5 protein-coding genes are annotated in these 15,627 nt (G+C 73.9%); 4 read left to right on the top strand and 1 reads right to left on the bottom strand.

Going from position 1 to position 15,627, the window contains the following annotated elements:
• Nucleotides 1-73 precede the first annotated feature (73 nt).
• The gene (locus tag ABT085_RS31375; protein WP_351615424.1) at nucleotides 74-1,171 is read right to left on the bottom strand and encodes a baeRF3 domain-containing protein; all 1,098 of its coding nucleotides are present in this window, start codon (nucleotides 1,169-1,171) and stop codon (nucleotides 74-76) included.
• A gap of 87 nt (nucleotides 1,172-1,258) precedes the next feature.
• On the opposite strand from ABT085_RS31375, the gene ABT085_RS31370 reads away from it, so the two are divergent.
• From ABT085_RS31370 to ABT085_RS31355, 4 genes are all read left to right on the top strand, one after another.
• Nucleotides 1,259-2,839 carry a basic amino acid/polyamine antiporter gene (locus ABT085_RS31370; protein WP_351615421.1) on the top strand — a complete coding sequence of 527 codons (1,581 nt, stop codon included), beginning with the start codon at nucleotides 1,259-1,261 and terminating at the stop codon, nucleotides 2,837-2,839.
• Between the two features lie 16 nt (nucleotides 2,840-2,855).
• On the top strand, nucleotides 2,856-4,115 hold the full coding sequence (locus tag ABT085_RS31365) for an arginine deiminase (protein WP_351615419.1): 1,260 nt from the start codon (nucleotides 2,856-2,858) through the stop codon (nucleotides 4,113-4,115).
• Nucleotides 4,116-4,442: 327 nt separating this feature from the next.
• On the top strand, nucleotides 4,443-6,164 hold the full coding sequence (locus ABT085_RS31360) for a fatty acyl-AMP ligase (RefSeq protein WP_351615416.1): 1,722 nt from the start codon (nucleotides 4,443-4,445) through the stop codon (nucleotides 6,162-6,164).
• A 396-nt stretch (nucleotides 6,165-6,560) separates the two neighbouring features.
• On the top strand, nucleotides 6,561-15,627 hold a 9,067-nt coding region (locus ABT085_RS31355; RefSeq protein ID WP_351615413.1), incomplete at its 3' end, for an SDR family NAD(P)-dependent oxidoreductase.

Genomic DNA, 15,627 nt, shown 5'->3' with positions numbered 1-15,627 from the left:
GTCCTCGGCGACCAGCGTTTCATGGTCGTCAAGGGGACGGGAGAGCGCGCGGGCGGGCCGCCCGCGCGGGCGGTCAGTAGCGCAGCACCGCCGCGATGCCCTGGGCGTCGCCCAGCATGCCGTCCGGGACGAAGCGGACGTCCGCGCCCGTCTCCAGACACTGTTCGACGATCTCGTCGACGATGTCCTCGCGGGCGTCCAGGTCGCCGCTCATGGCGGGGATCAGATGGTCGCCGTCGTCGCGGACCGTGATCCGGTAGTTCTCCTCGACGGCCAGCAGCCGGATCCGCGCCTGACGGGCGTTCTGCCAGATCTCGTCCACCCCGGCCGCGAACTCCTTGCGCCCACGGGCGGATTCGAGCTCCCGGCGGACCGACTCCACGTTCCTGCGGGCCTCGGCGGCGATGACCGGCCGTACGGCCTGCCACACCGCTTCCGGGGAGCCGCTCGCGAGTCCTCCGTGCGGGATGTGCACCGCGTTCCTGCTGGTGGCCCCGCCCACCTCGGCCAGCATGGACAGCGCCGCCGGTTCGCCGGTGATGTACAGGGCCCGCGGGCTGTGACGCAGGATCCGGGACATGGCGGTGTCGGCCTCGCGCAGGAAGTGGCGGGTCCCCTCGTCGCGGAAGGTGCTGGGCTGGTCGCCGATGCGCTGCTGGCGCTCGGCGTCGAAGTTCTCGGGCCCCCGGGCCATCGGGAAGTCCTCGATGCGCTCCTCGGTCACCCGGTCGGCGCCGCCGTTCCAGAGCGTGACGCGGTCGGCGGAGACCGACAGCACCCAGAACGGCCGTTCGGCGGCCTGTGCGGAGACCAGGTTGCGGGTCAGGAAGGTGTCCGAGAGTACGACCCGCTCCGGAACCGGACGGGCCAGCGACCACACCTGATGCTCGCCGGGGGCGGCGAAGATCACCAGACCGTCCTCGGCGTGCGCGAGGTCGATCTCGGCCAGCGCGCGGTCCAACTGGTCGACGACTGCGCTGCGTCCCGACCGGGTGACCGCGGGATCGGACTCCAGTTGCCGCTTGGCCTCGGCCACCGCATTGCGCAGCCGGACCGGATCCTGCGCGTTGTCGGGCTCGCGGCGGTGCGTGGGGGTCAGCACGGACACGGCCGGGTACGGGCGCGGCCGCCGCAGCTCGGCTAGGGTCGTTGGACTGAGTGCGTGCTCCATACCAGAACGATAGGACTGATTCCTCCATCAGGCATTTGGGGCAGTTCATTCGGTTGTTTCCGGTATTTCACTATTAGTGTCACTCGCGTGGCTGTCGCGAAACTGAGCCTGCCGACCCTCACCACCATGGTCGTCGGATCCATGGTCGGCGCGGGCGTCTTCTCCCTTCCGAGCCGCTTCGCCGCGCACACGGGCGTGGCCGGCGCGCTGATCGCGTGGGCCGTCGCCGGTACCGGCATGCTGATGCTGGCGTTCGTCTTCCAGACGCTCGCGGTGCGCCGCCCGGACCTCGACGCCGGTGTGTACGCGTACGCCAAGGCGGGCTTCGGCGAGTACCTGGGCTTCTTCTCGGCGTTCGGCTACTGGGCCAGCGCCTGCGTCGGCAACGTGACGTACTGGGTGCTGATCATGTCGACGGCCGGTGCCGTCGTCCCCGCCCTCGGCGACGGCGACACGGTGCTCGCCGTGGCCCTGTCCTCGGTGGGCCTGTGGCTGTTCTTCCTGCTGATCAGACGAGGGGTGAAGGAGGCGGCGGCCGTCAACCGGATCGTCACCGTCGCCAAGGTCGTGCCGATCATCGTCTTCGTCCTGCTCGCGCTGTTCTACCTCGACCCGCAGGTCTTCGCCGACAACTTCGCCGGCGCCGACTACGCCGGATCGCTCTTCCACCAGGTCAAGGGCACCATGCTGATCACGGTCTTCGTGTTCCTCGGGGTCGAGGGCGCCAGCGTCTACTCCCGGCACGCCCGCCGCCGGGAGGACGTCGGCCGTGCCACCGTCCTCGGCTTCCTCAGCGTCTTCGCGATCTTCGCGTCGGTGACGATCGTGTCGTACGGCCTGCTGCCGATGGGTGAGATCGACCGGCTCCGTCAGCCCTCCATGGCGGGCGTCCTGGAGTACGCCGTGGGCACCTGGGGCAAGGTCTTCGTCAGTGTCGGGCTGATCGTGTCCGTCCTCGGTGCCTATCTCGCCTGGACCCTGATGGCCGCCGAGGTGCTGTTCGTGGCGGCCAAGGACGACGACATGCCGCGGTTCCTGAAAAGCTCCACCGCGGCCGACGTGCCGGTGCCCGCGCTGGTGATGTCCACCCTGCTGAGCCAGGTCTTCCTGATCGTCACCCTGTTCTCGGACGACGCGTTCGACTTCGCGCTGGACCTCACCAGCGCGCTGACGCTGATCCCGTTCCTGCTGGCCGCCGCCTTCGCGGTACAGGTCGCGCTCGCCGGGCGCCGGGACCGGGCGCTCGCCGCGGCGGCGAGCGGACCGGGCGCCCGCGGCGGGACCGGACCCCCGACCGGACCCGGTGGCCGCGACGGCGAGCGGCCAGGGGACGGACCCGGTGGGCCGGCGGGCGATGCCGGCCGCGGACCGACGGACGGGACGGGCGCGGCGGCGGTGGTGCGCGGCGCGGGCGGGCGCGGCCACCGGGACCTGTTCGTCGCCTTGCTGGCCACCGTCTACACCGCGTTCCTCCTCTACGCGGCCGGCCCCCGGTTCCTGCTGTTCTCGTTCATCGTCTACGCCCCCGCCACCGCCCTGTTCGTGATGGCCCGCAGGGAGCAGGGCCGGCGGTTGTTCTCGGGCCGTGAACTCGTCGTCCTCGCCGTGTCGGTGGTCGGCGCGGTCGTCGGGATCGTCGCCCTGGCCCTCGGTTGGATCAGCCTGTGACCCCGGAAGGTGCACCATGACCGGTCAAGACACCCGCCCCGCGTACGGCGTCCACTCCGAGGTCGGCAAGCTGCGCAAGGTGCTCGTCTGCGCCCCCGGACTCGCCCACCGCAGGCTCACCCCCACCAACTCCGACGATCTGCTCTTCGACGACGTGATGTGGGTGGAGAACGCCCAGCGCGACCATGCGGACTTCGTCGACAAGATGCGCGAACGCGGTGTCGAGGTGGTGGAGCTGCACGACCTGCTCGCGCAGACCATGGCGATCCCCGAGGCCCGCGACTGGCTCCTCGATCGGAAGATCACCGCCAACGAGGTCGGGCTGGGCCTCATCGAGGGAACCCGCGCCTACCTGGAGACCCTCGACCCGTCCGGGCTCGCCGCCTTCCTGGTCGGCGGCCTGGCCACCACCGATCTGCCGGAGGAGTACCGCACCGGCTACCTCGCCCTCGCGCGGGAGTCGACCGGGGTGCGCGAGTACCTGATGCCACCGCTGCCCAACACCCTCTACACCCGGGACACCACGTGCTGGCTGTACGGCGGTCTCACGCTCAACCCGCTGTACTGGCCGGCCCGGCACGGCGAGACCCTGCTGATGAAGGCGATCTACCTGTTCCATCCCGAGTACGTGGGGTCCACCGTCTGGTGGGGCGACCCCGAACGCGACTGGGGGCAGGCGACGTTCGAGGGCGGCGACATCATGCCGGTGGGCAACGGCGTGGTGCTGATGGGGATGAGCGAACGCACCTCGCGCCAGGCGGTGTCCCAGGTCGCCACGGCCCTGTTCGAACAGGGCGCCGCCGAGCGGGTGGTGGTCGCCGGCCTGCCGAGACTGCGCGCCGCGATGCACCTCGACACCGTGTTCACCTTCGCCGACCGTGATCTGGTGACGCTGTATCCGGCCATCATGGAGGCCGTGCACACCTTCTCCCTGCGACCCTCGGACAAGGCGTCCACCGGCATCGAGATCACCGACGAGGGCTCGACGCCCTTCGTGGACGTGGTCGCGGAGGCTCTCGGCCTGCCCGAGCTGCGGGTCGTGGAGACCGGTGGCGACGCCTACGCCTCCGAGCGTCAGCAGTGGGACAGCGGCAACAACGCGGTCGCCCTGGAACCGGGGGTGGTGTTCACGTACGACCGCAACACCCAGACCAACACGCTGCTGCGCAAGGCCGGTATCGAGGTGGTCACCATCGTCGGTGCGGAACTGGGGCGCGGCAGGGGCGGCGGACACTGCATGACGTGCCCGATCGTGCGGGACCCGGTGGACTTCTGACACCGGACGCCGGGCACTGCCCGACCGGTCGGTATCGGTTTAATGCGCAATCAGTCCTGGTCATCGACCCCTTGTCGGACATCCAGGGTTTACGTGAGTCCGTCCTGTCGGCCGAACGGACTTGCTATGGTCTACCCGTTGGTAGCACGCCGAGCGGGGGACGCCGGGAGTGGGCGGCTGCGGTGCCGCGGTTTCCCGGGCAGAGGTCCTCGGTGCGCGCGATCCGGCAAGGGGGCCGGTTCGTCGGCGGATTCTGCGCACCAGCGGGACCTGAATTTCGAACTCCAGTTCCCTTTCTCTCAGATTCGGACAGGTGAAACTCGTCATATGGCTTCCCTGGTTGACGTCCTGACCACGCACGCCTCGCAACAGCCGGACCGCGTCGCCTACCGCTACCTCGTCACCGGTGACTGTGACGGAGCATTAGAGGAGATCACCTACGCCCGGCTCGCCCGTCGCTCCCGGGCCGTCGCCGCCTGGCTCCAGGACCGCGGCCTGGCCGGGTCCCGCGCCCTGCTGCTCTACCCGCCCGGCCTTGAGTTCATCTCCGGATACCTGGGCTGCCTCTCGGCCGGTGTCATCGCCGTACCGGGTGTGCCCCCGCAGGGACGGGCCCACAACCACCGTGCCCTGACCCGGATGCGACGGCTGATCGCCGACGCCGAACCCGCGGTCGTCCTCGGCGGGCGCGAAGTCGTCGCCGCACTCGACGAGATGATGCGTCACCTGCCCGAACTGAGCGACGTCATACGGGTTGTCACCGAGGACATACCCGACGACGCGGCGGACGGCTGGCGTGCACCGGACCTCACCGACGACTCGGTCGCCTTCCTCCAGTACACCTCCGGTTCCACCTCCGCCCCCAAGGGCGTGGTCGTGACCCACGGGAACCTGCTCGACAACGAACGGGTCATCACCGAACGGATGGGCCACACCCCGGAGACCATCGAGGAGTACGACGGTGAACTGGTCCTGAGCTGGCTGCCCACGTACCACGACATGGGCCTGATCGGACCGGTCCTGAACACCGTCCACCTCGGCCTGACCACCACGCTCTTCTCACCGCTGCACTTCCTCCAGCGGCCCGAGCGCTGGCTGACCGCGATCAGCCGGTTCCGCCCGCACACCAGCGGCGGCCCCAACTTCGCCTACGAGCTGTGCCTCAAGCACGCCACCCCCGAACTCGTCGACAGCCTCGACCTCAGCTCCTGGAAGGTCGCCTTCAACGGCGCCGAACCGGTCCGCGCCGCCACCCTGCGCCGCTTCACCGGCACGTTCGCCCCCGCGGGCTTCCGCCGCGAGGCCTTCTACCCGTGCTACGGCCTGGCCGAGTCCACCGTGATGGTCACCGGCGGCTCGGTGGACACCCCGCCGGTCCTGCTGGAGCCGGCCGACGCGGGAGCGCACACCGGCGCGGCGGACGCGGCCGCGATCGGCTGCGGACGGCCAGGACCCGGCGTCACTCTCGTCGTCGCCGACCCCGAGCAGGGCGTCGAACTCCCCGAGGGCGAGGTCGGCGAGATCTGGGTGAGCGGCGCGAGCGTCGCCAAGGGCTACTGGCGCAACGCCCTCGCCACCCGGCAGACCTTCCGCGCCACCCTGGCCGGACACGAGGGCCGCTTCCTGCGCACCGGCGACCTCGGATTCCTGCGCTCCGGCGAGCTGTTCGTCACCGGCCGGCTGAAGGACCTGATGGTCGTCGACGGGCGCAACCACTACCCGCAGGACCTGGAACTCGCCGCCGAGATGTGCCACCCCGCGCTGCGGCCCGGCTGCACCGCCGCGTTCTCCGTCGACGCCGGGGTGGAGGGCGAACTGCCGGTCCTGGTGGCCGAGGTGGACCCCGAGGCCGCCGACGAGGCCGAGAAGATCACCGATCTGGTGCGCGCCGCGATCGGCGACGCCCACGGACTGGCCGTGCACGACGTCGTCCTCGTCCACCCCGGCACCATCCCCAAGACCTCCAGCGGCAAGATCCAGCGCCGCGCCTGCCGGGCCGCGTACAGCGACGGCACCCTCTCGACGGTGGGTGCGTCCGCCACGGGATGACACCGGGCGCGGGCACGCTCCCTCCCGCGGGCGGCGCGAGTCCGCCGACGGTACGACGACGATCGTGGGTGCCCTTGCCCTTGCCGCTGCCACGGGTTCGACGCCGATGACGGGTGGGGCGCCGGTCCCGGCGGCAGGGCGCGCCCGCGGCGGGCACGCCTTGTCGTGCCCGCGGGGGTACGTCCGTCACGGGCCCGCCCGTCCGTGCCGACGGTCCGACTCCCGCGTCCCGCCCGGTACTTGGCGCGGACCCGGCAGGACACGGCTGCCCACGCCCGCACCGCCGCCCGTCCGACCCCGCCCCGTCGCCCGTGCCCGCCCGCAGCCGCCGTACGGCCGTGCCCGGCAGGCACGGCATTCCGCCTGAACCCCAGCTCCTGAGGACACCTTTTCCCGATGCCTGCGAACGAGTCCCCGAAGCGGAACCCCGAGCCGTCCCCGACGACCGCCGAGGACATACGGGCCTGGCTGGCGACGGCCGTCGCCGAGGCGGCCGGACTCGACCCGCTGACCGTCGACCCGCACCGGCCGATCGCCGAATTCGGCCTGGGGTCGCGTCAGTTGGTCGCCCTGACCGTCGAGCTCGCGGAGTACGTCGGCCGGCCGCTGGAGCCGTCCTACCTGTTCAACCACCCCACCGTCGCGGCCCTGGCCGACGCGCTGCTCACCGACCCGGAGCCCGGGGGAGCCCAGCCGGCCGCCCAGTCGTCCGCGCGGCGGCCCGCACCGGCCCACGACGACATCGCCGTCATCTCCATGGCCTGTCACTACCCCGGCCAAGCCGACGACCCCGAGGCCCTGTGGCGGGTGCTGACCTCGGGCGAGGACGCCATCACCGAAGTGCCCGCAGGCCGTTGGGACACCCGGCAGCTCCTCGACCCCGACCCGGAGGCCGTCGGCCGGGCCTACACCCTGCGCGGCGGGTTCCTCGACTCCATCGACCGCTTCGACGCGTCCTTCTTCGGCATCTCCCCGCGCGAGGCCGCGGCCATGGACCCCCAGCAGCGGCTGCTCCTGGCGACCGGCTGGGAGGTGATCGAGCGCGCGGGCATCCTCCCCGACAGCCTGAACGGCAGCAACACCGGCGTCTACGTCGGCCTCTACGACAGCGGCTACCTGTCCGCCGCGTCCCTCGGACAGCTCGACGGGCACGTGGGCACCGGCTCCGCGTCCAGCGTCGCCTCCGGGCGCCTGGCCTACACCCTCGGCCTCCAGGGCCCCGCCGTCACCGTCGACACCGCCTGCTCCTCCTCCCTCGTCGCCCTGCATCTCGCGTCCCGGGCGCTGGCGGGCGGCGAGTGCGACCTGGCCCTCGCGGGCGGCGCGAGCCTGCTGGTGACCCCGCGCGGGCACGTCGAGTTCAGCCGACTGCGCGGGCTGTCGCCGTCCGGGCGGTGCCGGCCCTTCTCGGCCGACGCGGACGGCGTGGTGTGGGCCGAGGGCTGCGGCCTGGTGCTGCTCAAGCGGCTCGCGGACGCAGACCGGGACGGCGACCGGGTGCTCGCCGTGATCCGGGGCTCCGCGATCAACCAGGACGGGCGCAGCCAGGGGCTCAGCGCCCCGAGCGGCCTCGCCCAGGAACGGGTGCTGCGCGCCGCCCTGCACACCGCCGGGCTCCGCCCCGAGGACATCGACCACGTCGAGGCCCACGGCACCGGAACGCGGCTGGGCGACCCCGTCGAGGGCAACGCGCTGGCCGCGGTCTTCGGACCGGACCGTCCGCAGGACCGGCCGCTCGGCGTCGGCTCCCTGAAGTCCGTCATCGGTCACACCCAGGCCGCGGCCGGTATCGCCGGGGTCATCAAGACCGTACTGGCCCTCGGGCACCAGCGGATCCCGGGGTCCCCGCACACCGGGACCCCGACCGAGCACGTCGACTGGGCGCGCGGCGGCCTGCGCCTGCACCAGGCCGGTGAGGAGTGGCCGCACCGCGCGGACCGGGTGCGACGCGCCGGGGTCAGCGCGTTCGGCATCAGCGGCACGAACGCGCACGTGGTCCTGGAGGAGGCACCCCGGACAGCACCCACGGAACTGCCGACGGATGCGCCTGACGTGCTGCCGACGGAGGTGTCCGCGAAGGCGCTGACGGACGCGTCCGACGTGGCGCCGACGGATGTGCCTGGCGTGGTGCCGACGGATGCGTCCGCCGCGGTGGCGACGGAGGTGTCCGCGAAGGTGCTGCCGGATGCGTCCGCCGCGGTGGCGACGGATGTGCCTGACGTGGTGCCGACGGAGGTGTCCGGCGCGGCGCCGACGGAGGTGTCTGCGGAGGTGCCCGGCGTGCTGCCGGCGGACGCGTCCGCCGCCGTGTCCGCGGATCTTCTCTTCCCTCTCTCCGCCCGCACCCTTCCCGCCCTGCGCGGCCAGGCCGCCCGGCTCCTCAAGACCCTGGACGCCCGCCCCGGGCTGCCGTTGCCGGCGGTGAGCGCCACGCTCGCGCACCACCGCACCCACTTCGAGCAACGCGCCGTCGTCCGCGCCGGTGACCGCGACACGCTGCGGGCCGCGCTGCGCGCGCTGGCCGCCGAGGACGACCGGGGAGATCACAGCACCGAGGGCGGCCCGACCGTCGGGCCCCGGCAGAGCGGGCCCGCCGGCAAGCTGGCCTTCGTCTTCCCCGGGCAGGGCGCCCAGTGGACCGGCATGGCCCGGGACCTGCTGGCCCGGGACCCGGTGTTCGCGGACGAACTCGACCGCTGCGACGGCGCCCTGCGCCCGTTCACCGGGTGGTCCGTCGCGGCCGTCCTGCGCGGTGACACGGGCGCTCCCGGCCTGGACCGCGTCGACGTCGTCCAGCCGGCGCTCTTCGCCGTGATGGTGTCGCTGGCCGCGGTGTGGCGGGCCCGCGGCATCCGCCCGGACGCCGTGATCGGGCACAGCCAGGGCGAGGTCGCCGCGGCCTGTGTCGCCGGGGCGCTCAGCCTCAACGACGCGGCGGCCGTGGTCGCGCTGCGCAGCCAGGCCCTGACCGGGCTGTCCGGCTCCGGGACCATGGCCGTCGTCGGCCTCCCGCACACCGAGCTGGAGGACCGTCTCGCCGGACTCGACGGCCCTGTCTCGGTCGCCGCCGTCAACAGCGGTCGCTCCACCGTGGTCTCCGGTGCCGTCGAGGCCCTGGAGGCGCTGCTGGCCGACCTCGACCGGGAGCAGGTCTTCGTCCGCCGCCTCGACGTCGACTACGCGTCCCACAGCGCCGCGGTCGAGCCGGTCCGCGCGAGCGTCCTGGACGAACTCGACGGAGTCGTCACCACCCCGACCTCCGTCACCTGGTACTCCACGGTCACCGGCGAACCGGTCACCGGAGAACTCGCGGCCGACTACTGGTACACCAACCTGCGCGCGCCCGTCCGCTTCGGACCCACGGTGGCGCGCATGGCGGCCGACGGCTACCGCTGCTTCGTCGAACTCGGCCCGCACCCGGCCCTGTCGACCGCACTGCGCACGGTCGGTGAGGAGGCGGGCCACGACCTGCTCGCCGTCGCCTCGCTGCGCCGGGACGAGGACGGACCGGCCTGCCTGGACCTGGCGACGGCCGAACTCCACGTCCACGGAAGGCCGGTCGACTGGCGGCGGCTGGTGCCCGGCACCGGGCCGGCCGAACTGCCCACCTACGCCTGGGACCCGCAGCGGTACTGGATCGAGCCCGAGTCCGTCGCGGGCGGCGGTTCCGGGCTCCTCGACCGGGCCGCGCACCCGTTGCTGGGCATCCAGCTCCAGTCGGCCGACCAGACCCGCTGGACGTTCCGCAACGAGTGGTCCCCGGCCACCGCCGACTGGCTGACCGACCACACGGTGTACGGCAGGACCGTGGTGTCCGGCACGACCCTGCTGGAGCTGTGCCGCGCGGCGCTCCACACGGCCCGCCCCGACCGTCCGGCCGACCTCGCCGACCTGCTCGTCGTCAGCCCGCTCACCCTGCCGTCCGCCGGTACCGTCGAGGTGTCCGTCGAGGTCGGCACGGAAGGACCGGTACCGGAGGTCACCGTCCACAGCCGTACCCGCGGCGGGGACGCCGTCGGCTGGACCCTGCACGCGACCGCGACCGCGACCGCGACCGCTACCGCGACGGCCACCGTGGCGGATGTTTCGATCGACGCGGCGGCGGCGGCGGACGGGCGGCCGCCCGTATGGCCGGAGGCCGCCGCACCCGCCTGGAGCCCGGACGCCTACGACCGGCTGGCCGGGCTGGGGCTGGGCTACGGACCCGCCTTCCGGGGCGTCCGGGAGGCCGTGACGACCGGCGACGGCGAGCTGCTGGCCCGGCTGTCGCTGCCCGCCGCGGCCCGGGACGTGAGCGACCCCTATCCCGTCCACCCCGCGCTGCTCGACGCGGCGCTGCACGTGGCCGCCGCGCTCGACCCGGCCGACGGCCGGGTGCTGCTGCCGGTCTCGGTGGGCCGCTGCGTGCTGCCGCCGGATGACGGCGGGACCGAGCTGACCGTCCGCGTACGGCGGACCGGCGGCACGGCGGCCGACCGCACGCTGGAGGTGACCCTGTGGGACACCGACGGCTTCCCGGCCGGACGGCTGGAGAACGTACGACTGCGGGCGGTGGCGCCGGCCGACCTGGACCCGGTGTCCGAGCACGCCCGCCACCTGTACGAGGTGACGTGGACGCAGGTGGACGCGACGCCGGGACCGGGGACGGCCGGACCGGGGACGGCGGCGCCCACGGCGCAGCCGGACGCCGGTACCTGGACCGTCCTCGGCGAGCCGTCGGACCCCACGGTCGAGGCGATGGCGCACGGCCTCGCCGCGGCGGGCTTCCCGATGGCCGGGCCGGATGCCGACATCGTCGTACGGATCTGGCCGCACCCGGCGCGCGAGTCGGAACCGGCGTCCGCGGCACAGGAGTTGGCGGCCTCCGCGCTCGCCGAACTGCACGCCCTGACGGCGCTCGCTCCCGACGAGGCGCCCGCCCGGACCGTCTGGGTCACGCGCAACGCGGTCGCGGCCGCCGAGGGGGACCCCGTGACGGGGCTCGCCCAGTCCGTGCTGTGGGGCCTGGCCCGCAGCGCCCGCGCCGAGCACCCCGCCCTCGGGCTGACCCTGCTCGACCTCGACGATCTCTCCGCCGAGCGGCTGGGCGCCGCCCTCGCGCACCCCGGCGAGCCCGAACTCGCCCTGCGCGACGGCGAACTGCTCGCCCCACGGCTGGTGCGGGCCCGCGCGACGGAGCCGGCCGCCGGCCTGCCCGCCGACGGCACCGTGCTCGTCACCGGCGGGCTGGGCGCCGTCGGCCGCCACCTCGCCCGGCTGCTCGCCGAACAGGGCGTCCCGCGGCTGCTGTTGACCTCACGCCGGGGGCCGGACGATCCGCGCGCCGCGGACGTCACGGCCGAACTCACCGCGCTCGGCGCCGAGGTCGAGGTGGTGGCCTGCGACGTCGCCGACGCGGACGCCCTCGCCGGCGTGCTTGCCGGTGTCGGCGAGGAGCTGCCGCTGCGTGGAGTCGTGCACTGCGCGGGCGTCCTGGACGACGGCATCGTCGCCGAGCTGACCCCCGAACGGCTCGCCCGGGTCCTGCGTCCCAAGGCCGACGGGGCCGCCCACCTGCACCGGCTGACCGCCGGCCTGCCGCTCACGACGTTCCTGCTGGTCTCCTCGGCCGCCGGAGTCGTCGGCAACGCCGGGCAGGGCAACTACGCGGCGGCCAACGTCTTCCTGGACCAGCTCGCCCACCACCGGCGGGCGCTGGGCCTGCCCGCCACCTCCGTCTCCTACGGCGCCTGGTCCGGCGAGGGACTGGCCGCCGAACACGCCGACCTGGAGCGGATGGCCCGGTCGGGCCACCGCGCGCTCACCCCCGAACAGGGCCGCGGACTCACCGCGCTCGCCCTGCGGCGCGGCACCCCGCACCTCGTCGCCTGGGCGCTGGACCTGCCCCGGCTGCGCACGGGCCCGGCGGCGGACGGGCCGCTGTGGCGGTCCCTGCTGTCCGCGCCCGCCACCGCCGGGCGGTCCGGGGGGCCGGCCGCGCGGCTGGCCCGGCTGCCCGAGACCGAGCGGGCGGGCCGGGTCCTCGCCCTGGTCCGCGAGGAGGCCTCGCGCGCCCTCGGACTGCGCTCGGCCGAATCCGTCCGACCCGACCAGCCGTTGCGCGAGCTCGGCATGGACTCGGTGACCGCCGTGGAGCTGCGCAACCGCATCGCCGGCCGTCTCGACGTCCGGCTTCCCGCCACCCTGCTCTTCGATCACCCCACCCCGGACCGCCTCACCGCGTACCTGCTCGCCGGTCCGCTCGCGACGCAGACCGGCGCCGCGCGCCGCACCGGGCCCGGCCGGGCGGCCACGGCGGCTCCGGTCGGTGCCACAACCGCTCCGGGTGCCGACGAGCCGATCGCGGTGGTGGCCATGGCCTGCCGTCTGCCCGGCGGCGTCGGCGACCCGGAGGACCTCTGGCGGCTGGTCGCGGACGGCCGCGACGCCGTCGGTCCGTTCCCGGCCGGCCGGTGGGACGTGGCGTCGCTGTACGACCCCGATCCGGACGCGGCGGGCAAGACCTATGCCCGCGAGGGGGGCTTCCTCGACGACATCGGCTCCTTCGACGCGGGGTTCTTCGGCATCACCCCGAAAGAGGCCGCCGCCATGGACCCGCAGCAGCGCCTGCTCCTGGAGACCGCGTGGGAGGCCCTGGAGCGGGCCGGGATCGTGCCCGCGGACCTGGCGGGCAGCACCACCGGTGTGTACGTCGGCATGTTCGGCAGCGACTACCTGTCCGGCTCCCGGCTCGACCAGCTCGACGGGTACGTCGGCACCGGGTCGGCGCTGAGCGTGGCCTCGGGCCGGCTCGCCTACGCGCTCGGGCTGCACGGCCCGGCGCTGACCGTGGACACCGCCTGCTCGTCGTCCCTGGTCGCCACCCACCTGGCGGCCCAGGCGCTGCGCTCCGGCGAGTGCGATCTCGCCCTCGCGGGCGGGGTGACGCTGATGGTGACCCCGGGGACCTTCGTCGAGTTCAGCCGGCTGCGCGGCCTGTCCGCCACCGGCCGCTGCCGTTCCTTCTCCGACGACGCCGACGGCGCGATCTGGGCCGAGGGCGCCGGTCTGCTCGTACTGAAGCGGCTGACCGACGCCCGCCGGGACGGCGACGAGGTGCTCGCGGTGCTGCGCGGCACGGCCGTCAACCAGGACGGCCGCAGCCAGGGGCTGTCCGCGCCGAACGGCCCCGCCCAGGAACGTGTGATCCGGCGGGCCCTGGAACTGTCCGGACTCGAACCCGGCGACATCGACCACGTGGAGGCGCACGGGACCGGCACCACACTGGGCGACCCGATCGAGGCGAACGCCCTCGCGGAGGTCTTCGGCGGCACGCGGCCCGCGGACCGCCCGCTGTACCTGGGCTCGCTGAAGTCCAACATCGGCCACGCACAGGCCGCTTCCGGCGTCGCCGGACTCATCAAGGTGGTCCAGTCGCTACGCCATGGCCGGCTGCCCGTCACGCTGCACGCGGACACCCCGAGCCGCCATGTCGACTGGGAGGGCAGCGGACTCGAGCTGCTCCGGCGGCCCGTGGACTGGCCCGCCACGACCGGCCGGCCGCGGCGCGCCGGTGTCAGCGCCTTCGGGATCAGCGGCACCAACGCACACATCGTCGTCGAGGAAGCTCCGCCCCGGTCCGAGTCCTCGTCCCGGCCCGACCCTTCATCGCGGCCCGAGTACTCGTCCTGGCCCGAACCCGCCGCGGGCAAACGGCTGTTCGTGCTGTCCGGGCGGAGCGAGGGCGCGCTGCGCGGGCAGGCGGCGCGGCTGGCCCGGCATCTCACCGACGACACCCGCCTGCCGGACGTCGCCCACACCCTCGCCCGGCACCGCGGCCACTTCGAGCGGCGCACGGCGATCGTGGCGGGCGACCGGGCCGAACTCCGCGCCCATCTCGACGCGCTGGCCGCGGGCCGGGTGCCGCTCGCCGGGCCCCGCGAGGACCCGACCGGCAAGGTCGCCTTCGTCTTCGCCGGACACGGCGGCCAGTGGCCCGGCATGGCCGTGGACCTGCTGGCCGAGTCGGAGGCCTTCCGCGCCGAACTGACCCGGATCGACCGGGCGGTGCACCGCCAGGAGGGCTGGTCGGTGCTCAACGTGCTGCGGGCGCCGGAGGAGTTCTCCCCGCTCGACCGCACCGAATACCTGCAACCGGTGCTCTTCGCGGTCAACGCCGCGCTCGCCGCCGCCTGGCGGGCGCTCGGCGTCGTCCCCGACGCCGTGTTCGGCCACAGCCTCGGCGAGATCGCCGCCGCCTACAGCGCGGGCGCCCTCACCCTGGACGACGCCGTGACCGTCGTGACCGGGCGTGCCCGGACCGTCGTGCCGCTGGTCGGCCGCGGCGGCATGCTCGCCGTGGACCTGCCGCCCGCCGAGGCCGAGGCCCTGCTCGCGCCCTACCCGGACCGGTTGTTCGTCGCCGCGGTCAACAGCGCCCGCGCCACCGCCGTCTCCGGGGACGGCGAAGCGCTGGCCGACCTGCGCCGCGACCTCGCCGAACGAGGGATCGCCGCACGGCCGTTGTCGACGCCGTTCGCCTCGCACACCCCACTGATGGACCCCCTGCGCGACGAGCTCCTCGACCGCCTGCGCGGCATCCGCGGCACGCACAACCACACCCCCCTCTACTCGACGGTGCTCGCCGAGCCCGTGCCGGGCGACCGTCTCGACCCCGCGTACTGGTACGCCAACCTCGCCCGTCCCGTCCGCTTCGCGGACACCGTCCGGCGCCTGCTGGACGACGGCTACCGCTACTTCGTCGAACTGAGCCCGCACCCCTCCCTGCTGCCCGCCCTCGAGGCGGTCGCCGCCGAGGCCGGGATCGACGCGGTGGGCGTCGCCTCGCTCCGCCGCCAGCAGGACGGACACGCCGTACTGCTGCGCAGGGCCGGGGAGTTGTACACCGCCGGACACACGCCCGACTGGTCCGCGCTGTTCCCGGACGGCGCCGGCCGCCGGACCGATCTGCCCACGTACGCCTTCGCCCGCGAACGCCACTGGCTCGCCCCCGCACCCGCCACCACCGGCGGCTCGCCCCTGCTCGGCACCCATGTCGAAGTCGGCGACGAACCCGACCGGCACCTCTTCCAGACCGAACTCGACCTGAACGACAGCCGCTTCGCCTATCTGGGCGACCATCAGGTCGGCGGCGAGGTCTGGCTGCCCGGCGCAGCCCTGCTCGGCATGGCCCTGGAGGCCGCGGCCGGCCTCCAGGACGGCGACGGCGCCGAGGTCACGCTGGCCGACGTCACGTTCGTGCAGCCGCTGCGCCTCGACGCGGACCGGCCGGTACGGCTGCAACTGCGGGTGCTGCCCGCCGAGAACGGCGTTCGGGAGTTCACCGTCCGCTCCGCTCCCGCGGGTGAGCGGCGGGCGCGGTGGCAGCGGCACGTCGACGGCCGGTTCGCCGTCGTCGCCCCACCGGCCCCGGCGGCCCCCCTGGGGTCCCCCCACGCCGAGCTGGGCGGACGCAGGCCGGAGC

This window comes from Streptomyces sp. NPDC002265 (genome assembly GCF_040296125.1).
In the GTDB taxonomy this organism is placed as follows: Bacteria; Actinomycetota; Actinomycetes; order Streptomycetales; family Streptomycetaceae; genus Streptomyces.
The sequence above is the reverse complement of the archived record's forward strand: the minus strand, read 5'-3'. Positions and strand labels throughout refer to the sequence as shown.